Annotated in this window: 21 protein-coding genes; 8 read left to right on the forward strand and 13 right to left on the reverse strand. The window is 62.8% G+C overall.

What is annotated here, in order from left to right; genetic code table 11:
- The first annotated feature begins 2 nt into the window (after positions 1–2).
- Positions 3–1,469 carry a PLP-dependent aminotransferase family protein gene (locus VMF11_02940; GenBank protein HTU69253.1) on the forward strand — a complete coding sequence of 489 codons (1,467 nt, stop codon included), beginning with the start codon at positions 3–5 and terminating at the stop codon, positions 1,467–1,469.
- A gap of 1 nt (position 1,470) precedes the next feature.
- Here the strand turns inward: VMF11_02940 and VMF11_02945 are convergent, their stop codons facing one another.
- A complete protein-coding gene (locus VMF11_02945) occupies positions 1,471–2,091 on the reverse strand; it encodes a DUF4276 family protein (GenBank protein ID HTU69254.1) in 621 nt (206 codons plus the stop codon).
- Entirely contained in the window at positions 2,088–3,446 is a 1,359-nt protein-coding gene (locus tag VMF11_02950; protein ID HTU69255.1) for an AAA family ATPase, read from the reverse strand. The genes VMF11_02945 and VMF11_02950 overlap by 4 nt, the downstream gene beginning before the upstream one ends.
- Positions 3,447–3,496: 50 nt before the next feature.
- Between VMF11_02950 and VMF11_02955 the strand changes: the two genes are divergently transcribed.
- Genes VMF11_02955 through VMF11_02965 form a run of 3 tightly spaced genes read left to right on the forward strand, consistent with a single transcriptional unit; the run spans position 3,497 to position 8,438 of the window.
- Complete coding sequence (locus tag VMF11_02955; GenBank protein HTU69256.1) at positions 3,497–4,420, forward strand: hypothetical protein; 924 nt, start codon at positions 3,497–3,499, stop codon at positions 4,418–4,420.
- Between the two features lie 17 nt (positions 4,421–4,437).
- Positions 4,438–6,411, forward strand: coding sequence for a prolyl oligopeptidase family serine peptidase (locus tag VMF11_02960; GenBank protein ID HTU69257.1), 1,974 nt, complete (start codon positions 4,438–4,440; stop codon positions 6,409–6,411).
- 11 nt (positions 6,412–6,422) lie between these two features.
- Entirely contained in the window at positions 6,423–8,438 is a 2,016-nt protein-coding gene (locus VMF11_02965) for a S9 family peptidase (GenBank protein HTU69258.1), read from the forward strand.
- On the opposite strand, the gene VMF11_02970 is transcribed toward VMF11_02965, so the two are convergent.
- Both VMF11_02970 and VMF11_02975 read right to left on the reverse strand, forming a co-directional pair.
- The gene (locus VMF11_02970) at positions 8,355–9,743 is read right to left on the reverse strand and encodes an FAD/NAD(P)-binding protein (protein HTU69259.1); all 1,389 of its coding nucleotides are present in this window, start codon (positions 9,741–9,743) and stop codon (positions 8,355–8,357) included. The genes VMF11_02965 and VMF11_02970 overlap by 84 nt on opposite strands.
- 35 nt (positions 9,744–9,778) lie before the next feature.
- A complete protein-coding gene (locus VMF11_02975) occupies positions 9,779–11,038 on the reverse strand; it encodes a tetratricopeptide repeat protein (GenBank protein ID HTU69260.1) in 1,260 nt (419 codons plus the stop codon).
- 45 nt (positions 11,039–11,083) lie between these two features.
- Here VMF11_02975 and nth point away from each other — a divergent pair, with 45 nt between their 5' ends.
- Positions 11,084–11,845: an endonuclease III gene (nth, locus tag VMF11_02980; GenBank protein ID HTU69261.1), complete on the forward strand. Its 762-nt coding sequence runs from the start codon at positions 11,084–11,086 to the stop codon at positions 11,843–11,845.
- Here nth and VMF11_02985 read toward each other — a convergent pair.
- From VMF11_02985 to VMF11_02995, 3 genes are all read right to left on the reverse strand, one after another.
- On the reverse strand, positions 11,754–12,269 hold the full coding sequence (locus tag VMF11_02985) for a hypothetical protein (protein ID HTU69262.1): 516 nt from the start codon (positions 12,267–12,269) through the stop codon (positions 11,754–11,756). The genes nth and VMF11_02985 overlap by 92 nt on opposite strands.
- Before the next feature lie 72 nt (positions 12,270–12,341).
- Positions 12,342–12,533 carry a hypothetical protein gene (locus tag VMF11_02990; protein HTU69263.1) on the reverse strand — a complete coding sequence of 64 codons (192 nt, stop codon included), beginning with the start codon at positions 12,531–12,533 and terminating at the stop codon, positions 12,342–12,344.
- 117 nt (positions 12,534–12,650) lie between these two features.
- Entirely contained in the window at positions 12,651–13,832 is a 1,182-nt protein-coding gene (locus VMF11_02995; GenBank protein ID HTU69264.1) for an acyl-CoA dehydrogenase family protein, read from the reverse strand.
- A 56-nt stretch (positions 13,833–13,888) separates the two neighbouring features.
- Between VMF11_02995 and VMF11_03000 the strand changes: the two genes are divergently transcribed.
- From VMF11_03000 to VMF11_03010, 3 genes are read left to right on the forward strand one after another with little or no spacing between them, the layout of a single operon-like run.
- Positions 13,889–14,644 (forward strand): CoA transferase subunit A, encoded by a 756-nt coding sequence (locus VMF11_03000; protein HTU69265.1) that lies wholly within the window; start codon positions 13,889–13,891, stop codon positions 14,642–14,644.
- A 37-nt stretch (positions 14,645–14,681) separates the two neighbouring features.
- Positions 14,682–15,353, forward strand: a complete 672-nt coding sequence (locus tag VMF11_03005) for a CoA transferase subunit B (protein HTU69266.1) — start codon at positions 14,682–14,684, stop codon at positions 15,351–15,353.
- A gap of 59 nt (positions 15,354–15,412) precedes the next feature.
- Positions 15,413–16,267 (forward strand): pirin family protein, encoded by an 855-nt coding sequence (locus VMF11_03010; protein ID HTU69267.1) that lies wholly within the window; start codon positions 15,413–15,415, stop codon positions 16,265–16,267.
- A gap of 12 nt (positions 16,268–16,279) precedes the next feature.
- On the opposite strand, the gene VMF11_03015 is transcribed toward VMF11_03010, so the two are convergent.
- The 6 genes from VMF11_03015 to VMF11_03040 form a co-directional block, all read right to left on the reverse strand.
- The gene (locus tag VMF11_03015) at positions 16,280–17,818 is read right to left on the reverse strand and encodes a putative ABC exporter domain-containing protein (protein ID HTU69268.1); all 1,539 of its coding nucleotides are present in this window, start codon (positions 17,816–17,818) and stop codon (positions 16,280–16,282) included.
- Positions 17,815–18,510, reverse strand: coding sequence for an ABC transporter ATP-binding protein (locus VMF11_03020; protein ID HTU69269.1), 696 nt, complete (start codon positions 18,508–18,510; stop codon positions 17,815–17,817). Before VMF11_03020 ends, VMF11_03015 begins: the two co-directional genes overlap by 4 nt.
- Before the next feature lie 12 nt (positions 18,511–18,522).
- The gene (locus tag VMF11_03025) at positions 18,523–20,334 is read right to left on the reverse strand and encodes an ABC transporter ATP-binding protein (GenBank protein HTU69270.1); all 1,812 of its coding nucleotides are present in this window, start codon (positions 20,332–20,334) and stop codon (positions 18,523–18,525) included.
- A gap of 150 nt (positions 20,335–20,484) precedes the next feature.
- Positions 20,485–20,847, reverse strand: a complete 363-nt coding sequence (locus tag VMF11_03030; GenBank protein ID HTU69271.1) for a VOC family protein — start codon at positions 20,845–20,847, stop codon at positions 20,485–20,487.
- Positions 20,848–20,865: 18 nt separating this feature from the next.
- Complete coding sequence (locus VMF11_03035) at positions 20,866–21,897, reverse strand: DnaJ C-terminal domain-containing protein (GenBank protein ID HTU69272.1); 1,032 nt, start codon at positions 21,895–21,897, stop codon at positions 20,866–20,868.
- Positions 21,894–22,427: a nucleotide exchange factor GrpE gene (locus VMF11_03040; GenBank protein HTU69273.1), complete on the reverse strand. Its 534-nt coding sequence runs from the start codon at positions 22,425–22,427 to the stop codon at positions 21,894–21,896. The genes VMF11_03035 and VMF11_03040 overlap by 4 nt, the downstream gene beginning before the upstream one ends.
- Between the last annotated feature and the right edge of the window lie 89 nt (positions 22,428–22,516).

Raw genomic sequence — 22,516 nt, forward strand, 5'->3', positions numbered from 1 at the left:
CAATGCCCAACATTGGATGGTCTGGACTCCTTCCCGAACTCGACCGGGACTCTATTGTGCCACTCTACCGGCAAATTTACGAGCATCTGCGGGAGGCCATCCTCGCCGGGACGCTGCCGGAATCGACCCGGCTGCCGCCGGAACGGGCAATGGCGCAGCGTCTGCGGGTGAATCGCAGCACCGTCGTTCACGCCTACCGTGAGCTGGTCGGCGACGGGCTGATCGAACAGCGGGTCGGGTCCGGATCGCGGGTCGTGCCGCAGCTTCGGGGAGGGCAGCCCGAGCGAGCGGCCGGGGTGCCGTGGTGGATCACGCTGCCCCCCTGGCGGGTCGGCGAGTTTCCGAATATTCTCGGCGAGCTGGCAGCCAAACAGGAAGCCGGGCGCATCTCGTTCGTGCAAGGCGTGGCGCCGGACGAACCCTCCCCGCTCGGGGAGCTGGCCAAATCGTTCGAACGCGTCGCTCGCGATCCGCGGTTCGTGCTCTCGTACGGCGACTCGGAAGGGTACGAACCGCTGCGCGCCGCGGTCGCCGCTCGGATGAACGCGCGCGGCGCGGGCACGATCGCGCCCAAGAGCGTCATCGTGCTGACCGGATCGACGCAAGGCATCATGATCGTGGCGCAATCGCTGGCCGAACCGGGCGACGAGATCATCGTCGAGTCGCCGTCGTATCCCGGCGCGCTGCAGATTTTCCAGATCAACGGTCTGCGCGCGATCCCCGTTCCGGTCGACGAAGAGGGCATGCGCGTCGATCACGTCGAGGCGATTCTGCGTACGCGCCGCCCGCGTTTCATCTACACAATGCCCTCGCTGCACAATCCGACGAACACGACGATGAACGCCGACCGCCGCGAACGCTTGGCCACGATCGCGCGCCGCGCGGGCGTGCCGATCATCGAAGACGATCCGTACGGTCCGCTCGCGAGCGAGCCGCCGCCTCCGCTGGTCTCACTCGCTCCCGACCACGTCGTCCACATCTCGACGTTCTCGAAGACGATCGCGCCCTCGCTGCGCGTCGGGTGGCTGGCCGCGCCGCGGATGATTCTCGAGCGGTTGCTGCTGCGAAAACAAGCCTACGACATGGCGACGAGCCTGTACGTTCAAGCCGCGATCGTCGATTATCTCGAACGCGGCTACGATGCGCACGTCGCGCAACTTCGCGAAGAACTGCTGCTGCGGCGCAGGCTGGCCGACGAAGCAATCGCCGCGCATTGGCCGCACGGCGTTCGTGCCGCCGGGCCGCCGGGCGGTTTTTACCTGTGGGCGACAACGCCGCGCGAAATGCGGGCGCGCCCGTTGCTCGACGTCGCCGAGCGTTTGGGCGCATCGTTTCTTTTCGGCGAAGCGTTCTTCGCGGACTCCGGCGGCGATCACCATTTTCGTCTGGCGCTGACCGCGGTCACGCGCGAACAGATCGGCGAGGGCATCCGGCGGATCGGTCAAGCCATGGCCACCATGCGCCCGTGACCTACCGCCGCGACCGCGACTTTCGCCTAGCGCCTCCCGTTAGCGAGTAGAGCTCTCTTAAAAACTTGTCGAACGAGCGAGAATTCCTTGCCATGGTCTCCGGGTTTAGTTCTCGTGCTAAAACCATGGCGTCGATCACCTTGTCGTAATCCTTGACGCAGAGCCTCCGCAAGAGTTCACCAGCATCGACCGAATCGGCATTTCCCGAGAACCGTATCGAATTGGCGACGTGGCGATGATACCTCTTCGGAAACTTCAGAAAGACGCTAGGATCGGAAACCAGCCAGTTTTCGAACATCGGATCCTTAACAACCACGCGGACGGCTCTGATCCCATGCTTCCTGCATCGAGGGCGGAGGATCTCCTCAACGCTTCGCGCATACGAAGGCGGACAAAGCACCTGGCGGTCACGGTCGATGATGACGAGAACTGCCGCTGCCTCATCCGCCGCGAGAGTTGGAAGTTGGCGGGCGATTTCGCCAGCTGTAAGCTCAGGCTTTGCTTCTGGCGACGCCTTGACTCTGGTGGGTCCGGAGACAGAAGCTGAAGGCACAATACGGCGCAGAAATACGCCCATGCTCCGAAACTCGGCGATACCCTCGGTTATAAGGCCAATCCTCAAGGAGCAAGTTCCAGCTCGAGTTGCGGCGCCGGAGGAATCGCCTCGACGACGATGCCCGAATTGATGGCGTCAAATGTGCTTATTGCACCGCGTTTCCACTGCTTAGCGATACGCGGACTAAGGGTGCTAAGGAGGTCCGTATTCGTTTCGCCGTGTGAACGCCACAACACAGTGATGTCATCCGGCGAGAACTCGTCCATGACCACGGGCGAGTGTGACGTGATCGCTATTTGATGATTACGCAACGATTTCCGGCACACTCTGATCAAACTCCTTATGATCCACGGATGAACAGAGTTCTCCGGCTCCTCAAGGAAAATGAACGACGGTCCCGGATCGGATATAGCAACAAGGGCAGCAAGCGTTTGAATTGTTCCATCCGATATCTCGTCGACTGTCCATGGCCTTCGCTCCATGCCGCGTTCGTAGAATACAAGCTCCAGAGTCTTCGAGGCAGTGTTCCGGACTTCAATGCGATCGAGCTCTGGCAGTACCTCACGCATCGCAGCGAGAATAGCCTCCCATGCACTGCTTTTTTCCGACTGACGCTGTATTTGTAAGATAACGCTTGGGAGGGCTTCGCCGTCGCGTGCTAGCTCGGGCCGCGGATTAGGCGATGCGTATTTGCGAGTCGACGGTGGATGGAGTTGATAGACCCTAATGCGAGCCAGAATGGTTCGCAGGACGCGAAGCATCGGTATGAATCGCGATAAAGCGCTAGCGGCGAGCTCGTCCTTGTTTATGGGTGGCCGCGCTGTCGCTATGAGCGGAAATTCGCCGGTGGTGAAAATGAGTCGCTCGAGAAAGCTCGCTGACTTTGGGATGTGAACGCGGAGCGCTCCTTGGTCCACCGTTATTTCTGGAGCATTAGCGAACTCGACTTTCCCACCCGCGTCTCGAGTGATCGAAAATACTGGCCGCGAAGCGTCGTCCGTTAGGTCAATAAAATCGATCTCCTCTTCGTACACTGCATAATCGGCCCGGATCGCCTCGGATGCGGCCTTAATTAGTAGCTTGTATCTGATGGAGAAACGAAGCTGTTGGCGGCGCTGGCTTGGATTAAGGTAGAATCCGTACCTCGAAACGTCATCCTGGTTCAGATGGATCTCGATCTCAAATCCCAGCGGAGTCTTTGTCCGGCGCTTCTTTCTATGGGCGATGTTTTCAAAGCCGCCCTTCCGGGCTATCGCAATATCTAGTCCGTCGCGGAAAATCTCGCCGATAAAATCGAACGAGTCGGCCAGGTTACTTTTCCCGGCGCCATTAGCACCAATTACAAGGCTGAGGCCGCCAGGAAGGAAGGTCACGTCCCGTAGGGATTTGTAGTTAAAGACCTGGACGCGAGAAATGCGCACAGATAGGTACTCGGTGCTACAGGGCCACGTTTCCTCTTTCAAGGCCCGCCATGGCCTCTACTAGCGGACCTCTGCGAGCTCAGCTGTTGGCGTGGTACGAACGCTGCGGGCGCCACGCTCTGCCGTGGCGGCGCGTGCGCGATCCGTACTACACGCTGATCAGCGAATTCATGCTCCAGCAGACGCAAGTCGACCGCGTCGTGCCGAAGTTCGAAGCGTTCGTCGCGCGCTTTCCCTCCGTCGCGATGTTGGCGCAGGCGAGCCTTGCCGACGTGTTGCGGCTTTGGCAAGGACTCGGATATAACTCACGCGCGGTCCGCCTGCATGCGCTCGCGCGCGTCATCGTCGACCGGTACAACGGTGCGATGCCCTCGGATTCCGGTGCATTGCGCGAACTCGACGGCGTGGGTCCCTACACCGCCGCCGCGATTCGCGCCTTCGGATTCGATCTGGACGATGCGCCGGTCGACACGAACATCCGGCGCATCATGCATCGCCTCTTCTACGGTATCGAGTATCCTCTGCTCGCCGCACATGGTGAACTCGACGAGCGCGCGCGCCGGATCGCGGCTCCGGGCCGCGCGCACGATTGGAATTCGGCGCTGATGGACTTGGGTTCGACGATCTGCACGGCGCGCGCACCCAAGTGTTTGATCTGCCCGCTGCGCGGGGCGTGCGCCGCCGCACCGATCGATTCATCGCGCCTCGATGCCGCTCGAAAGCGGCATGCCAAAACTCCGTCACCGCAGAACGCGATCCGGTTCGAACGCACAACGCGGTTCGCACGCGGGCGAATCGTCGATCGTTTGCGCGCGCTTCCGCCGGGCGAACGCATCTCCTTGCTCGACCTGCACGGAGCGTTGCAGCCGGTCCTGCCGGATCGATCGCTGGAGGAGGTGATCGAACTGTTGGCAATACTGGAGCGTGACGGTCTGATTGCGCGCGATGGGGAGACCGTTGCGCTGCGCGACTAGCGAGGTTACCGATGCGTTTGATTGGGACTGTTCTCTGCGTCGCCGTGTGCGCGAGCGCACTTCCCGCCGCAGCATTCGATTTTCCTGACGCGCGGCGGATCGTCGCGCTCAGCGATCCGCAGATCTCGCCGGACGGCACGCGCGTCGTCTACGTGCGCGGGGTCCGGGATTTCGCGCACGATCGCATCGATCGCCAATTGGTTCTGATCGACGTGCGTACGCACGCGCAGCGTCAACTCACCTGGGATCGCAAGGGCGTATCCTCGCCGCATTGGTCGGCGGGCGGCACGGCGATTGCGTTTACGGCGTTGGACGGCGAGACGAAGGATCCGCACGACCAAATCTTCGTGTTGCCGATGGACGGCGGCGACGCCCGCCAGATCACGCACGCCAAAAACGGCGTCATCAGCTATGCGTGGAGCCCCGACGGGCGCCGCTTCGCGTACACGATGCAGGACGATAACCCCAATCCCACCGCGGCCAAGACGCACCTCGATGCGTTCCAGGTACACGACAACGATTATCTGCACCGTGCCGCCACGCCGCCGGTGCACGTGTGGATCTGCAATGCCGACGGTTCGCACGCGCGGCGTTTGACGAGCGGTCCCTGGAGTGTGGCGGACGTCGATCCCGACGGCGGAGGCGATCTCTCGTGGTCGCCCGACTCCAAGGCGATCGCGATCGAGCACTTTCCCACGCCCTTCGTCGGTGATTCGCTCACCTCGTACATCGACGTGCTCGACGCCGCCGGCGGCAACCTGCGGCGTTTGACCCCGCGAGAGTCGATGGAGATGGCTCCGCAGTACGCGCCGCGCGGCGACCTGGTTGCCTACATTCGCAACACCGGCGGCGACGCGATGAACGGCAACGACGTTTACGTGGTGAACACCGCCGGGAGGCCGCTCGCGGATCTGCGTAAACAACTCGACCGCAACGCCGACGATGCGTCGTGGAATGCAAGCGGCGACGCGCTCTGGATCGCAACGCCGGACAAGACGCGCACGTCGCTCTGGTATTGGCCGCTGCGCGGGCATATCGCACGCGTCGACCTCGGGGCGCTGCAACCCATGTCTTTGGGGAATAGCGCGAGGAACGGCGCGTTCGTTTTCGTCGCGTCTTCGGCGAGCAAACCGTTCGAGATCTATCTGCTCGCTTCGCCCGGCGCGAAGCCCGTCGCGCTGACCGACGAGAACGCCTTCGCGGGAAAGACGGGTATCGCGCGCGAAGTCGGCGTCGACTGGCGGTCGACCAAGGGCAATTTTGCCGAAGACGGCGTGCTGGTGTATCCGCTCCATTACCGCGGCGGCAAGGCGCCGCTCATTTTATTGATCCACGGCGGTCCGCAAGGCGCATCGACGCTGGGGTGGAACGCCCAAGCGCAAATTTTCGCCGCTCACGGCTTCTTCGTGTTCTCGCCCAACTATCGCGGCAGCACGAACCTGGGCGATGCGTATCAGCATGCGATCGAAAACGACACCGGCGACGGGCCCGGCAAGGACGTAATGGCGGGCTTGGCAGCGGTCGAGCGTAGGTTCCCGATCGATACCGCGCGCATCGGCGTCTCGGGCTGGTCGTACGGCGGTTACATGACCTCGTCGCTCATCGGCCACTATCACGTGTGGAAAGCCGCCGTGAGCGGCGCGTCGCTCGACGATTGGCTCGACGACTACGACGTCGCGTTCTACTACGACACCGACGTGCCGTTTTTCCGCGGCAAACCCTGGAATCCGGCGAACACGGCGGAGTGGTGCGAGCAATCGCCGATCGCCTATGCGCCGCAGGCCACCACGCCCACGCTGATCATGGGCGATATCGGCGACAACAACGTCACGATCACGAACTCGTTCAAGCTCTACCACGCGCTCAAGGACAACGGCACGACGGTGAAGTTCATCGCCTACCCGGTTGCGGGCCACTTTCCGTCCGACCCGGTGCGCGCGGAGGACGTGGAAAAACATTGGCTCGCTTGGCTCGAGCAGTACCTGAAGTGAGAGGAGAGAGAATGAAACGGCTCGTTACTTCACTGCTGCTCGCGCTGGCGACGGCGGCGACCGGCTCGGCGGCGCCGCGGACGATAACGCTCGACGATCTCCCAAAAATCGCGAGCGTCTCGAACGTTGCGATCTCGCCCGACGGCAAGCAGATCGCGTTCATCCTCACCCGCGAAAATCTCACGACCGACGAAAACGACGCCACCCTCGAACTCTACGACCTGGCGAGCAAGACGACGCGTCCGCTCACCTTCGAGCGCAAGCAGCTTTCGTCTCCGGCCTGGTCGCCGGATGGAACCAAGCTCGCGTTTCTGGCCCGCTATGGCAGCGGCGACGATGCGCACCAGCAAATCTTCGTGATGGACATGCGGGGCGGCGACCCGATCGCCGTAACCGATGCGCCGGAGGGCGTCGAGGAATTTGCCTGGCGTCCGGACGGCGGTGCGATCGCTTTCGTCGCTCCGGATGAACCGGCTAACAAGAAGTCGATCGCAAAGCACCTCGACTCGTTCACGGTCGGCGATCAAGCCTACACCGATCGCGCGGCGCCCACCAGCAACCACATCTGGTTGGTCGCGTTCAATGCCGACGGAACGCACGCGTCCAAACGTCTCACCAGCGGAAGCTGGAGTTTGCCGTCGGCGCAGCCGCCAAGTTCGCCCGGGCCGCCGATCTCATGGTCGGCCGACGGAAGGACGATCGTTTTCACCAAGATGCCCAATGCCTACGACGCCGATTCCGACGGCGCGGTCATTTGCGCGCTCGACGTGCGTAGCGGCGCAATCCGCACGCTCACGACGCACGGTAAGCTCGAGAGTTTCGGCGAGTACTCGCCGGACGGAAAATACGTCGACTACTGGTATCCGCAAGGGGGCGACCCGGCCGCGGTCAACGAGATCTACGTCGCGCCGGCGAGCGGCGGCAACGGTTCGGACGTGACCTCGGACGTCATCGATACCAACGTCGTGCGCGCGATCTGGATGCCGGGTTCGAAGAGCCTGCTGATCGCCGGGCACAAGGCCACCGACGCCGCGCTCTGGATCAAATCGCTCGACGGCAAAGCAGAACAGCTCGATTTGCACGGTGTCCAGCCCTCGCAGTTTTTCTGGCTCGACGCGTCGGTCTCCAAGACGGGAGCGATCGCGTTTGCCGGCAGCGAGGCCGATCATCCGAGCGAGCTCTATTACATGCGCGCACCGGATGCGGCGCCGGAGCGCTTGACCGGCTACAACGACGCGATCGCCGCCTTGAATCTCGGCGCCGTGCACGCGATCGATTGGCACAACGACGGCTACGCCGAAGACGGCGTGGTGACGTTGCCGCCGCAATACGATCCCGCCAAAGCGTATCCGCTCGTGCTCGTGATCCACGGCGGCCCGAACTCGGCGTCGATCACCGCGTTCAACGGGTTCAATCAGGTGCTGGCCGCGCGCGGGTACGTCGTCTTCAATCCCAATTATCGCGGCAGCGACAACCTCGGCGCGAAGTATTGGTACGGCATCGTCAATGATTCGGGCGCCGGTCCGGGCCGCGACGTGATGGCCGGAATTGCCGCGGTCGAGCGGAGCTATAAGGTCGATTCCTCGCGCATCGCCGTATCGGGTTGGTCGTACGGCGGCTACATGACATCGTGGATGATCGGCCACTATCACATTTGGAAAGCCGCGGTCTCCGGCGCTGCGGTCGACGATCTCATCGACGAATACGCGCTGGCCGACAACGGCGTCCAGGACCGCTTCCAGATGTTCGGTTCACCGTTCGTGCGAGGCTTGGCGAAAAATTACATCGCGCAGTCGCCGATCAGCGCGGCATGGTCGGTGACGACGCCGACGCTTATCCTCGCCGACGTGGGTGACGATCGCGTGCCGATCGTGCAGTCGTACAAGTTCTTTCACGCGCTGAAGGATCGGGGAACCACCGTGCAGTTCTGGGCCTATCCGGTCTCAGGACACTTTCCGGGCGATCCCGTTCGGCAGCTGGACGTGTTCCGGCGGTGGTCCGGTTGGATCGAGAGCTACCTCAAGTAGCGCGGAGGCGATTGCGGCGGCGTGCCTGCGGATCTCGTTGACGGCGGTCGTCTCGTACCACAAGCCGCGCAGGAGCGGTCCGATCGCGAAGAGATGCGGCTGGGCAGTGCCGTTTGCATCGAGCACGCGATACTCGCTCGAGACATCCGCGCCGAGTGCGAGCGGATCGGGACGCATCAGACCGCGGGCGAGTACATTGCGTACGAAGGGATGAGCCGCCGAACGCAGGTCGGCGTTGGGGCCGGTGCAGTTGATCGCGTAGTCCGCGTGCAAATCGAGCGAACCCGAAGCGGTTGCGATGGTCAGCGTCATCCCGCGAGCGTCGGTCTTCCCGCCACAAACGCGTCCCCGTAAAAGGTTGATGCGGCCCTCACTTTTCATGCGCGCGTACGCGGCATGCGTGGCCGGCGGCACGCGGTAGCGGTGAATCGCCCACATCGATTGCAGATGGCGTAAGAAGCGCTTGCGCTCGCGCACGTTCCAGTCGCTCCAGATCGCCGGCGTGATCGGGCGCAAACCTTCGACGATCGCGCGCCAGTCACCGGGATGACGGGCGGCTGCGCGGCGCAGCGAGCGAAGCAACGTATATGGCGTACGCGCATCCAAATCGAGCGATGCCGCATCGACGCCGCGCACGCTGGTGTCTTCGACCAGCGGTAAGAGCCCGTGGCGCGAGACGATATGCACGCGTCCTCGAAACGCACGTTCGTCCAGCAGCGCGATCGTGTCCATCGCGGTCAAGCGGCTGCCGATCACAATGACCTCGCAGGCGGGATCGAAGCGCGTGATGTCGACCGTCCAAGGATCGCCGGCGTAGCCGGGATGCGAGCGCACCGGCTCGGGCAGAAAGCGGTCGTCGGGTGGAAGATTGCCGAGCGCGAGCACGACGTTGCGCGCTTCGTAACCACGCCCCCCTTCGTCGGTGAGGCGATAACCCTCGCCGGCGCGTTCGATATCGACGATCTCGACGCGTTCATGGCGTAAGCCCGCATGCGCCGCGAGCGCGTTCGCACCGGTCGCGCGCAGATACGCGCCGAAGCGAGCCCGGCAGATCAGCGCATCGCCCGGCTCGTCGACGAGATAACGCGCAAGATGACGATCGTCGCCGGGAACCGCCGACATCGCGCGGACGGGGCCGTTCATCAACAGGCTCGCCGACTGGGGCGCGTACGCCGTACCGGGGCCGAGGTCGCCCCGGTTGAAGAAGAGCGCGCGAAATGCGGGGCCGGCGCGCGCGGCAAGCGCGCAGGCGAGTGCGGTCGCGGAGAGTCCTCCGCCCACGACGGCGAGGTCGGCCGGCTTCATGGTTCTTTAGGTATCGGCAGACGGCGCGGGCTCGCTCAGCTCGCTTTGCGGCGGTCGATCATCTGTTCGACCGCGCGGTAGATGCGCGGCACAAAGCGATGTTTGTACGGATAGAGGTCGACCGGATCGCTGGTATGCACCAGCATCGCGGCGTCGGCCTCGAAGACCAGGACGTTTCCGTCGCGATCGATGCCGCAGTCGATACCGAAGTACTCGAGCGCGACCGCAGCGCCGATCTTCACCAGCGTTTCGAACCGCGGCCCGTCGAAGACGGTCCGCGGATCTTCGAGAAACACCGCTTCCTCATCGCGCATCCACTGGTGCTCGGCCATCGGCGCGTTGTAGTAATGAATCATCCACTGCGGCGAGATTGCGAGGTGTACCGGGTACGGCACACCGTCGACGAAGACCAGGCGGTACTTGCGGTAATAGCCGTCCGTGCTGGCATAATCGAGAAAGGGGCTCACGAAATAGCGTTCGGCCGGATGCTCCTTCACGTACGGCGACCCGGCTTCGGGCGCGTCGAGGCGCGCGAGGCCGTGACCGGCGTGCGAACCGACCGGACGCGCGATGACCGGAAAGCCATACGGAAACGGGCCGTTCGCCAGCCGCCCCCGCTCGACGATCGTTACCGGCGCCACGCGCGCGCCGGTTCCCGCAAGCGTGTCGGCAAGCAGCGGGCGAGCCGTTCGGATCACGTAGGCCGGAGCGTTGATAACCGGCTTGACTTGCTTGCGGATGAAGTAGTTGGCCAGCGCCAGATACTGCAGCGCTTCGGGCGACTCGGCGATGATGTTCCAAACGACGTCGTAACGCGGAACGGTGTCGGAGAGCACGTGCGTTTCGTCGAGCAGATAGAGCTTGTGGACGCTGGTCGTTTCGGGATCGAAGAGGAAATCGACGGGGATATTGGCTTGCCAATCGCCGGGGGCGCACAGGCAGAGCACGCTGCGCGTTTCTCGCGGGGCAACGCGGGAGAAGAGGCGCTGGGTCCGCAGAGCGGCGCGCTGATGTTCGAGCGCCGCCGTCCTCTCGCCGGTGATCTGCAACAATTCATAGAGCGCGAGATGCGATGCAGCGCTCTCTCCGATCGAGAGCGCCGCGCGGTGTTCGGCGATTGCGCCGGCGGTATCGCCGGACTCGTAGAGCATTTGCGCGAGGTTTTGATGAAGGGCGACGACCTTCGAGAACTGCGTCATGGCCTCGCGAAGCGTGGCGACCGCTTCGGGGAGACGCCCTCGTGCGCGTAGTTCGATAGCTCGAGCGTTTGCCTCGGCCGGTCCCGAAAACGTCATTTGGGCATGGGATTCGAACTAGAGGCGGAAAAACCGTCTGCGGCTATGGCGAAGATTCCGTTTCCGAAGAAGGTCGTCCCACGCAAGATTGCCGAGCAAGAGCTCGCGATTTTGGAGCGCACCTACCCGCACGCGGTGACGGCTCTGCACTATACCAACCCCTTCGAATTGCTGGTCTCGGTGATTCTCTCGGCGCAGACCACGGACGCGCGTGTGAACATCACCACGCCGGCGCTCTTTGCGAAATATCCGACGGCGCAGGCCCTGGCCAAAGCGAAGGTGTCCGACGTCGAGCGCATCATCAGGTCGACCGGTTTTTTTCGCATGAAGGCAAAGAACATCGTGAGTATGGCGCGCGATCTGATCGACAAATTCAGCGGCGAAGTTCCGAACGATCGTGAAGCCCTGGAATCGCTTGCGGGAGTGGGCCGCAAGACCGCCTCGGTCGTGATGTCGGTCGCCTTCGGCGACGCAGCGCTGGCCGTCGATACGCACGTTTTTCGCGTCGCGCATCGGCTTGGGCTGACGACTGCGACCACGCCGCTCGGCGTAGAAGAATCCCTCACCGCGCTCGTGCCGCGCGAAAAGTGGCGGTTTGCCTCGCATTGGCTGATTCTGCACGGTCGCGCGATCTGTAAAGCGCCGACGCCGCTCTGCGGTCAGTGTCCGGTGAACGATATCTGTCCGACGCCGCCGATCATCGCGAAGATGAACGCTACAACTGCAGCGGGCCGGACCCGCCCAGGTGTGTCGGGCGGGGAAGTTCGGCGTCGTGCGCGATCGACTTCAGCAAAGAAGAAGCGGTGACCGCCTCTCCGTAACCGGCTTCGGTCGAGATCTTGGAGATATTGATGAGCGACGGGACGGGCGAACTCAAGTCGAATTGATATTCGCCGTCGAGGCCCAGGCCGCTGACCTGCACGAGCTGCTGCACCGGCTCGAGATCGAGCGAAACGCGCTTCTCACCGAAGCGTACCCGTACGCGCAGCGGCCGCTCCAGCCGCACGACCCTCACTGCGCCCGCGCCGAGGATTGCGTTGAGGCGTTTGGCCCCGTCCTGCAAGCTGCGGTGGAAGAGCGCGAGCGCCGCTTCCGCGTCCTCGGCCGCGGGCAGCTGCGCGCCGGATTCGGCGTCGATAACCTTGCCGATCTCGCGCCGTGCGCGGATGCGCGATGCGGCTTCGACGATCGGATTCTGGGCGGTGAACTCGGGCTTCAGAGGGTCGGCCATCGCCTCTAGGCTACCAAAAAATGACGGCGCAGTCGTACGACTGCGCCGCTATAGGGATGGATGAGAACGGGGTTACGGTTTCTTGGTCGGTTTCGGGGTCGGATGCGTCGACTTCATCGAGTGCATCGAATTCGACTTCATCGAATGCGACGACGAGCTATTCGAGTGGCCCGGTCGATGGCTGGGCTTGGGCGACGGCGCAGCCAGGGCCGGCACCGTCATGAGGAATGCGGCCGCCAGCAGCGCTGCGAGGGTCTTCTTCATGGGAAACCTCCTTCCGTAGCAAATTACGGGAGCGTCTTGCGGCGTCCGAACGCCGCACCGAGTCTCCGTCACGTCCTAAAACGCAACAGCGGCCGAAGAAGTTCGGCCGCTTGGCTGCTACTTTCCTTTGCCGACCATGGCGCGGGAGATCACCAGGCGCTGGATCTGCTGCGTCCCCTCGTAAATTTGCGTGATCTTGGCATCGCGCATCATACGCTCGACGGGGTACTCGGCCGAGTACCCGAAGCCGCCCAGAACCTGCACCGCGTCGGTCGTGACCGACATCGCGACGTCGCCGCATTTCAGCTTGGCCATCGAGGCCCAGAGCGAAACGTCGGACGCGCCTTCGTCGCACTTGCGCGCCGCTTCGTAGAGCAGCAGGCGCGCGGCCTCGACCTCGGTCTTCATGTCGGCGAGCATGAAGCCGACGCCCTGATGCTGCCCGATCGGTTTGCCGAAAGCGATCCGCTCTTTGGCATAATTCGTCGCGTAGTCGAGCGCGCCGGCCGCAATGCCGAGCGCTTGCGCCGCGATGCCGGGCCGCGATTTGTCGAGCACCTTCATCGCGATCTTGAAGCCTTCGCCTTCTTCGCCCAAACGATTCGCGGCCGGTACTTCGCAATCGGCGAAGACGAGTTCCACGGTCGGCGAACCGCGGATACCCATCTTTTTCTCTTTCTTCCCGACGCTAAAACCCTTCGTGCCCTTTTCGACGACGAACGCGGAAACGCCGCGCGATCCCGCTTGCGGATCGGTCACCGCGAAAACGCAGACGACGTCGGCAACGCTGCCGTTGGTAATCCAAATCTTTTGGCCGTTGAGCAGATAGCTATCGCCCTTGCGTTCCGCGCGCGTGCGCATCGAACCGAGTGCGTCCGAGCCGCTCGAAACCTCGGTGAGCGCGTACGCGGCGATCTTCTTGCCCGAAGCGATGTCGGGAAGGAAACGCTGCTTTTGCTCTTCGCTGCCCCCGATCAAAATCGGCAGCATCCCCAGCTCCTGAACGGCGACGATCAGCGAACTCGAGGCACATGCTTTGGCGATCTCTTCGACGACTTTGACGTAGGTCAAAAACGTGCCGCCGAGTCCGCCGTATTCAGCCGGAATCGGAATGCCGAGCAGGTCGTTCTGCGCGAAGAGTTCTTTGATGTCGGTTGGGAATTCGCCGCTCTCGTCGATCTCAGCGGCGCGCGGAGCGACTTTTTCCGCAACCAGTTCGCGCACCATGGCGACGATCATGGCCTCTTCGATCATGGCCTCTTCATCGGAGGCGGTGGTGCGAGGGGGTGCAATGCTCATGGAGCAGGTTTCCACGCGGGAGGGAGCCGTTCCGTCCCTCGGCGCAATAGCCCGTCATGAACAAAGTGTTCCAGAGCTGCGCGGAGGCGGTCGCGGACATTCGAAGCGGTGCCTCGCTTGCCGTCGGCGGCTTCGGCTTGAACGGCATTCCGCACAACCTGATTCAAGCGCTGTTGGAGCAAGGCGCGAGCAACCTCGTAACGGTTTCGAACAACTGCGGTGTCGACGGCTGGGGCCTTGGCGTACTGCTCGATCGCAAGCGCATTCGCCGCACGACCGGCTCGTACGTCGGCGAGAATAAGGAGTTCGAACGCCAGTTTTTGAGCGGCGAGCTCGAGGTGGAACTCGTTCCGCAGGGCACGCTGGCCGAGCGCCTGCGCGCGGGCGGGTGCGGCATCCCGGCGTTTTACACGCCGGCGGGCGTGGGCACGCCGGTCGCCGACGGCGGACTGCCGTGGAAGTACAATGCCGACGGCTCGGTGGCGCTGCCGTCGCCGAAGAAGGAGACGCGCCGCTTCGGCGAGCGCGACTACGTGCTCGAGCTCGGCATCGTTTGCGATTTTGCGCTGGTGCGTGCGTCGATCGCCGACACGGCCGGCAACGTGATTTTTCACAAAGCGACGCGCAACTTCAATCCGCTCTGCGCGATGGCCGGAAAGATCACGATCGTTGAAACCGAGGAGCTGGTTCAGCCGGGCGAGATCGATCCGGAAGCGGTGCACTTGCCGGGTATCTTCGTGCAGCGAATCGTCAAAGTCGGTCCCGGTGGAAAACGTATCGAACGCGTGACGACACGCAAAAAGCTATCGTGAAACCTGTCATCCTGAGCTTGTCGAAGGATTCACCACCATGCCTCTAACTAGAACTCAACTAGCCGCGCGCGTTGCGCTCGAACTGGGCGACGGCCAATACGTCAACCTCGGCATCGGTTTGCCGACGCTCATTCCCAACTACGTGCCGCCCGGCGTGACGGTCACGCTGCAAAGCGAGAACGGCATCCTGGGCATGGGGCCCTATCCCTACGAAGGCGAGGAAGACCCCGACTTGATCAACGCCGGCAAAGAGACCGTCACCGTACTGCCCGGCGCGTCGTTCTTCGACTCCGCGCTCTCGTTCGGGATGATTCGCGGCGGTCACATCGATCTCGCCGTCCTCGGCGCGATGCAGGTCTCCGAGCATGGCGATCTGGCGAACTGGATGATTCCGGGCAAACTGGTCAAAGGGATGGGCGGCGCGATGGATCTCGTCCATGGAGCCAAGCGTGTCATCGTCATGATGGAACACGTCGCCAAGGGCAATGCGCACAAGATCGTGGAGCGCTGCGACCTCCCGCTTACCGGCAAGGGCGTGGTGCAGAAGATCATCACCGACATGGCGTCGATCGACGTCGAGCCGCAAGGCTTGGTCTTGCGTGAGGTTGCGCCGGGCTTGACCGTCGACGACGTGCAAGCCGCGACGGGCGCCAAATTGCACGTGCCGCATCCGCCGCACGAGATGAAGGTGCCGGCCGCAGTCGCCTAAGAACCCGCCGCAACCGGCGGCGGGTTATGAGAGGTATGACACAGCGTAAGATTTCTCTGGTGCTGCCGGCCCAGGACTTCCACGAGGGCGGCGGCTTCTTGGTCCATCGGCCCTTTCCGGTGGAAGGGGTGATGCAGGTCGATCCGTTCTTGCTGATCGACGAGCTTGGCCCGGTGCAGTATGCACCCGGCGAAGCGATCGGCGCGCCCGATCATCCGCATCGTGGTTTCGAGACCGTAACCTACATGATCGAGGGCGAGTCCGCGCATGCCGATTCGGGCGGACACCGCGGCGAACTCCACCCCGGCGACGTTCAGTGGATGACGGCGGGTGCCGGCGTCGTGCACTCCGAGATGCCCTCGAACCGGATGATGCGTGAAGGCGGATGCCAGCACGGCTTCCAGATCTGGATCAATTTGCCCAAGTCCGACAAGTTCGTGCGGCCGCGCTACCAAGACGTGCGCAGCGCGCAGATTCCGCTTTGGCGCAGTGACGACGGACGTGCGTGGGCGCGGGTGATCGCCGGCGAGGCGCAAGGTGTCGCGGGCGCCGCGCAAACGCGCATTCCGATCGGCTTCGTTCACTATCGCCTCGAGCCGGGAGCGCGCATCGAGCATCAGGTCGAAGACGGCTACACCGCGATCGCGTATCTGATGTCGGGCGAGGCGCGATTCGGCGGCGAACGCGTCCATCCGGCGCGTGCGGCGATCGTCTTCGACCGCGGCGGCGAGCAGATTGCCGTCGAAAACCCGGGCCGGGAGCCGCTCGAGTTTCTGATGCTGACCGGAAAACCGATCGAAGAGCCCATGGTGCGCTACGGTCCCTTCGTCATGAACGCGCCCGAGGAGTTGCAGCAGGCGTTCGCGGACTTTCGCTCCGGAAAGATGGGCGCGATCGAACCGCTCTACACATAAATTACGTGTACGTTACGTCGACTCGGCGAGCGCGAATTCGACGCCTCGCCCGCCGATGCGCCACGCCCCGATCGCAAGCGCGAGCGCGCCTTCGAGGCCGCATACGAGGATCGCTGTCACGCCGCCGACCGTTGCCGAGCGAACCACGATTCCAACAGCGATGCCGATGACACCAGCCGGGATGGCGACCGCATACACGATCACCATTCGCAAGATGGCGACGATGCCTCGCTGATCGCCTTTGTTCGGCAAGAAGCTGTAGGTGAGCGCTCCGATTCCGCGCATCACCAGCGGGATCACACAGGCAGCCACCGCCATCGGAAGCAGCGCGGCCCGGTTCCCGATTGCGCCGCCGATGAGCGCTGCCAACACGAGTGGAACGATCGCCGGTATCGTGCTTCCGATCGTCCATGCCGCAAGTTTGGAAAACGTGCTGCCGCTACCCATCCACCAGATGGGCTTCGAGAGGTCCGAACCCAGCGAGATGCTCCAGGTGGAGAGAAACACGGCGACGATCAGCATCACCGTTGAAAAGAGAACGACGCAATTCGCCGGATTGCTCCAGCCGGCGATGCCCGCGACCAGACCGCACACGATCCCCAGGCCGAACAATATCGCGGTGAACGTCGGGCCACGGCCGCGCCGAAAGAAGATGAGCTGCTTCCAGATCTCGACCCATGGGCCGCTCAGGCGCGTCGTTCCCGACCTCGCCGGCTTGCCCGCGTACGCGGTGCCGATCTCCGGGATTCCGCGCCGCATGCGCGAGCGCACGCGAGCGGCAAACACGCCCGACGTATAGAGATCCGGGTAGATGTCGACTGCCAACGCGCAGCCGATCGCCAGCGCCGCGAGCGCGAAGAGATACACGCCGAGGACGATCGCCGGTGCGCCGTGCCAGAGCGCTAACAGCATGCTGCCGAGGCCGAACGCAACGACGCGGATTTGAAGTGGTGCGAAGCTCGGGGAAAGCAGCGGCGCCACATCGGCTAGGATAATCAAAAAGCCCGCGGCGGCGATTGCGTAGCAGACGATCGCGAGCCACGGAGCGCGTCGCGCGAGACAGGACAACGGGATGCGCAGCATCTCGATGGACAAGAGGACGCCTGCGATGCCCAGGATGGCGCCCGCTACGTGGCTGCGAGCGTAGAATGCGACCATGAACGCCAAGAAAAAGACGCTCAGGCCGAACGTCAAGATGAACGAGCGGCCGTAGATCCACGTTGCGACCAGCCGTTCCGGGATCTGCGAACGAACCAGAAATAGCGCGTCGGCCGGTTCGACGAAGCCGCGGACTCGACCGGTGCGCACGGCCATCGCGCACAAGACGCCGGCGAATACGAGGATCGCGCCGGCGAAACCGGTTGCAAACGGCTCGCCCAAATCGGGAAGTGCGCCGCCGCTCATCGTCTTCGTGCGCCGCCACAACGTGAAGCCCAGCCAAAGCCCGAAGAAGACCCATGTGATCAGGCGTATGGGTGTGCGCACGATCGTGCGCGCCAAGTTCAGCGCGCGCCTCGAATCGAGATACCAGAGCGCGCCGAGCGAATTCACGCGGTGATCCGCAGGAAAGCGCTTTCGAGGTCTTCGCCCTCGCCGGCGAGCCCGGCGAGCGATCCGTCGAAAATTTTCGAGCCCGCTTTCAAAATCAGCGTACGCTCACTCATCGCGCGCGCCGCGTCGAGCATGTGGGTGCTGACGGCGACGGTTTTACCGCCGCGAGCCAGATCCGCGATCACTTCCCGCAGTTCGCGCTGGCCGGCCGGATCCAACCCGATCATCGGCTCGTCGAAGAGCAACACCGGCGGATCGGCAATCAACGTCGCGACGATGAGTGTTTTTTGTTGCATGCCCTTGGAGAGGCGCGCACCCACCGTATCGCGCTGATCGCTCAGGTGAAAACGCTCGAGCAACTCCTCCGCGCGCGTTTCCCAACCTCCCGGCACGTTGCAACTGCGCGCTACGAAAACGACGTGCTCCCAAACGGTGAGCGCACCGTAGACCTCGGGCGTTTCGGGAATCAGCGCGATCGTGCGGCCGCGCTGCGCTCCGATCGCGCTGCCGTTCCAGAGGATCGTCCCGGCGGTGGGGCGCACGAGCCCGCAGAGCATGAGGAAGGTCGTGGTCTTGCCGGCGCCGTTGGGACCGAGCACGCTGATGATCTCACCCGGCGCGAGTTCGAACGTGAGATCGGCGACGGCAAGCTGATTGTCGTAGCGTTTGGTAAGGTTGCGAACGCTGAGCACGCCCGCTCTATTTTACGTTGCGATGGCTGTATCCCGGAACTGGGTCCGATAGAGACGCGCGTAGGGCCCGTTGCGGGCGAGCAGGACGGCGTGTGAGCCGCTCTCGACGACACGGCCGTGCTCGACGACGAAGATCACGTCGGCGTTGACGATCGTCGAGAGGCGATGCGCGATGACCAGGCTGGTTCGTCCGCGCATCACCACGTCGAGCGCTCCCTGGATTGCCGCCTCGTTATGGGAGTCGAGCGCGCTGGTCGCTTCATCCAGAATGAGAATACACGGGTCCTTGAGCAGCACGCGGGCGATCGCGAGCCGTTGACGCTCGCCGCCGGAAAGTTTGTGCCCGCGTTCGCCGACGACGGTCTCGTAGCCCTTGGGCAGCGTTGCGATGAAGTCATGGATGTTTGCGCTGCGCGCGGCGGCGATCAGTTCGTCGTCGGTTGCCTCGGGTTTGGCGTAGCGCAGATTCGCCGCGATCGTGTCGTGGAAGAGATAGGTCTCCTGCGTCACGACGCCGATGGCGGAGCGCAAAGATTCGAGCGTCAGGTTCCGCACGTCGTGCTCGTCGATGAGAACGCGGCCGTCCTGCGGGTCGTAGAATCGCGGCACGAGCTGGGTGATCGTCGATTTTCCGGCGCCCGACGGGCCGACGAACGCCGCGACTTGGCCCGGCTTGATTTCGAACGAGATATTGTGCAGGACCGAGTGATCGGGATCGTAACCGAAGGTCACGCGATCGAAGCGCACGTCGCCCCGAATGTCGGTTAACGCGACCGCATCGGGCGGATCGTATTCTTCGGTCTTCATGTCCAAATAGTCGAAGATGCGCTCGAAGACGGCGAGCGCGCTGACGATCTGCACCTGTATGCCGACGAGCGCGGCCCCCGAGCCGTACAGGCGGCCGCCCACGAACCCGACGAACGCGACGATGACGCCGACCTGGAGCTCCCCTTTCACGGCAAGCCAGCCGCCGAAGAGCCAGATGATCAGCGGGCCGATCGTCGCCATCGCCTGCAGCGTCGCGAGGAACCAGCGGCCGACGGTGGCGAGCTGGATTTCGATGTGCATGAGCGCGGTGCCGATCGCGTAGAAGCGCGACTTCTCATAGCGTTCGCGCGTGAAGGATTTGATCAGCGTTATTCCCGAGATCGAGAGGGTCTCTTGCGTAATCGATTCGATTTGGTCGCGCTTCTCGCGAGTCTGCTTCCGCAATCCGTACATGCGCCGCCCGACCGGGCCCAATTGGTAAATCATGAAGGGGACGACGGCGAGCGAAATCAAAGACATTCGCCAATCCCATATAAACATCGCGACGACCGTCGAGAGTATCATCACCACGTTCGTGATGATCGTCGTAATCGTTCCCGTAACGACGTTGTCGATGTTGTCGACGTCGTTCGAGACGCGGTTCATGATTTCGCCGGTCTTGGTGCCGGTGAAGAACGAGAGCGGCATCTTGTGGAGATGCGCGACGAGGCTTGTGCGAATATCGCGCATGATGCCTTCGCCGACGAGCGAGTTGAGATACCCTTGCGCAACGTTCAGAGCCATCGAGACCAGCGTTGCAACGAGCGATATCGCGAGAAAGATGACCAGGTCGCGAAAGCTATGCTTGGGGAGCGCCACGTCGATCAGTTGCGCGGTCAAGTAAATCGGAACAAGGCCCAGGCTCGACGTCACCACGATAAAGGCGAGGACGAGCGACTGTTCTTTCCAGTACGGCCTGAAGAGCGCGAGGATACGCCGCCACTCGACGCGGCGCCGAATCTGCGGCTTATCGGACGAGTAAACGTTGGACCACATCAACCCGTGGCCGGCGAACATCCTAAGGCGCTCCGCCCCAGGCTACGCGCCCCCCACTTCGTGGGGCCCCCAAATTATGGGCCGCATAAACATCGTCGGCGGGCCGAGATTCCCCGTGGGCGGCCCTAACCAATGTTATCTCGTGTGCCAAGCTGGGTATCGGGACCTCGCCTATCTTGTTCTCTGATGCAACGTGACCTTGTTGCCTTCGGGGTCTTCGAACGAGGTAACTTTGCACACGGGGGTAGTGTAAATATCTTCGACCGCAACACCGGCATTGCGTAGCGCGTTGGCGGTGGTCTCGATGTCGTCGACTTCGAAAGTAACGCCGACGCCGGTGCCCGGCTCGCGAGCAAGCCATTGTGACTTCATAAGCGCAAAACACGCCGGTCCGACGTTGGCCTCGTTGTATTGTTCGATGCCGTCTTCTTTGAAACCGCTGGCGAACCTGAGCCCGAGCATCTTCTCGTACCACTCGCGCGTCGATTTCACGTTGTTCGACGGGTAAGCAGTGAACGCAATGTCTGTAATCACGGCAGATCCTCTCTCGAGCTACGAACTCTTCTTTCCATTGCGCAAACCGGCCAACTCCTTGAAGAGTTTCTTCTCTTTATCGGAGAGACTCTGAGGAAGCTGCCCGATGAGGCGGACGAACTGATCGCCCGCGCCGCTGCCCTTCACCTTCGGCATCCCTTTGCCGGCCAGGCGGAGCAAGCGATTGTTCTGCGTGCCTTCGGGAATCGTCATCGCGACTTGGCCGGCCATCGTCGGCACCTTGACCTCACCGCCGAGCACCAGGTCGTAAATGCTGACCGGAAGATCGACGTAAAGATCGTCGCCTTTGCGCCTGTAGGTCGAGTCGTCGAGCAGCTTGACGATCAGGTACAGATCGCCGTTGGGGCCGCCGTTGAGTCCGACGCCGCCTTGTCCCGCGAGCCGGATGCGCTGGCCGTCGCCGATCCCTTTGGGAATGGAGACCTCGAATTTTTTCGTGACCAGCACGCGCCCCGTGCCGCTGCACTGCGGACACAGCCGTCCGTTGAGCGTCCCCGTGCCGTGGCAACTCGGGCAGAGATCTTCGACCTGCAGCGCGACCGCTTTCTTGCCGCCGTCGTACACGTCGCGCAGCCCGAGTTCGATCGTCGTCTCGAGATCTTGCCCGCGCTGCGAGAAACTGGCGTGATGCTGTGTCGTGCTCTGGCGGCGACCGATGCCGGAGAAGAACATATCGAAGAAATCGGAGAAGCCGCTCGGTCCGGCGCCCGCGCCGGTTCCGGCGTTGCCGAAATCGAACGAGAAATCTTGCTCGCCGTATCGGGTCCGGTATTGGCGCTGCTGCTCGGCCTGCTGCGCCGCGCGCTGCCAATCCGATCCCAAGGCGTCGTATTTCTTTCGCTTCTCGGGATCGCCCAGAACCTCGTACGCCTCGGAAATCTCCTTGAACTTTTCTTCGGCCGCCTTGGCGTTGTCCGGATTCGCATCGGGATGCCATTTGCGTGCCAGCTTGCGATAGGCCGACTTGATGTCTTTCTCGGCCGCGCCCTTCGGAACGCCAAGGACCGCGTAATAGTCTTTGTAGTTCATCCGTATTTTTTGGCGACGAGCACCTTGGCCGGGCGCAGCAGTTCATCGCCGATCGTGTAGCCCTTTTCCGCAACTTCCAAGACCGTGTCGTCGTCGACGCCGGGCGGCGCAGGCAGCGTGCCGATCGCCTCGGCGATGCGCGGATCGAACGGTTTGTTCTTTACGTCGATCGCTTTGACGCCTTCGCCGGCCAGAATCGATTCGAATCCGCGCAGCGTCTGTTCGATTCCGCCGCGCAGCTTGTCGCCGCCGCTCGTGTCGAACGCGAGCGCGCGCTCGAGGTTATCCATCACCGGCAGAAAGCGCTCGAGCAACTTGCGCCGATGCGACGTGACGATCGATTCGATGTCGCGCTGCATGCGTTTCTTGTAGTTCTCGAAATCGGCCATCGCCAGCAGAAACTTCTGATAATTCTCGTCGGCCCTGGCGTTGGCCGCATCGAGTTGGGCGCGCAGGTCGCCGTTCGACGTCGCCGGCCCGTCGAGCATCGCCTCGCCCGCTTCGGTAAATAATTCGTTATCGTTCATCATAAATATTTTCGTGAAATGGCAAGTAGAGGGGATGAAGTGCGAGGAGAGGATGGTGCAGCGCTAGTACGCTAGGCTGCACCAATCCTCGA

It is taken from the genome of Candidatus Baltobacteraceae bacterium, assembly GCA_035502855.1.
Taxonomy (GTDB): Bacteria; Vulcanimicrobiota; Vulcanimicrobiia; order Vulcanimicrobiales; family Vulcanimicrobiaceae; genus Aquilonibacter.

Coding starts and splice junctions, on each gene's coding strand:
- VMF11_02970 (HTU69259.1), bottom strand. CDS start 9,743: ATGAAGCCGGCCGACCTCGCCGTCGTGGGCGGAGGACTCTCCGCGACC.
- VMF11_02995 (HTU69264.1), bottom strand. CDS start 13,832: ATGAGCATTGCACCCCCTCGCACCACCGCCTCCGATGAAGAGGCCATG.
- VMF11_03035 (HTU69272.1), bottom strand. CDS start 21,897: ATGAACTACAAAGACTATTACGCGGTCCTTGGCGTTCCGAAGGGCGCG.
- VMF11_02940 (HTU69253.1), top strand. CDS start 3: ATGCCCAACATTGGATGGTCTGGACTCCTTCCCGAACTCGACCGGGAC.
- VMF11_02990 (HTU69263.1), bottom strand. CDS start 12,533: ATGAAGAAGACCCTCGCAGCGCTGCTGGCGGCCGCATTCCTCATGACG.
- VMF11_03000 (HTU69265.1), top strand. CDS start 13,889: ATGAACAAAGTGTTCCAGAGCTGCGCGGAGGCGGTCGCGGACATTCGA.
- VMF11_03040 (HTU69273.1), bottom strand. CDS start 22,427: ATGATGAACGATAACGAATTATTTACCGAAGCGGGCGAGGCGATGCTC.
- VMF11_02985 (HTU69262.1), bottom strand. CDS start 12,269: ATGGCCGACCCTCTGAAGCCCGAGTTCACCGCCCAGAATCCGATCGTC.
- VMF11_02955 (HTU69256.1), top strand. CDS start 3,497: ATGGCCTCTACTAGCGGACCTCTGCGAGCTCAGCTGTTGGCGTGGTAC.
- VMF11_02975 (HTU69260.1), bottom strand. CDS start 11,038: ATGACGTTTTCGGGACCGGCCGAGGCAAACGCTCGAGCTATCGAACTA.
- nth (HTU69261.1), top strand. CDS start 11,084: ATGGCGAAGATTCCGTTTCCGAAGAAGGTCGTCCCACGCAAGATTGCC.
- VMF11_03025 (HTU69270.1), bottom strand. CDS start 20,334: ATGTTCGCCGGCCACGGGTTGATGTGGTCCAACGTTTACTCGTCCGAT.
- VMF11_02965 (HTU69258.1), top strand. CDS start 6,423: ATGAAACGGCTCGTTACTTCACTGCTGCTCGCGCTGGCGACGGCGGCG.
- VMF11_03005 (HTU69266.1), top strand. CDS start 14,682: ATGCCTCTAACTAGAACTCAACTAGCCGCGCGCGTTGCGCTCGAACTG.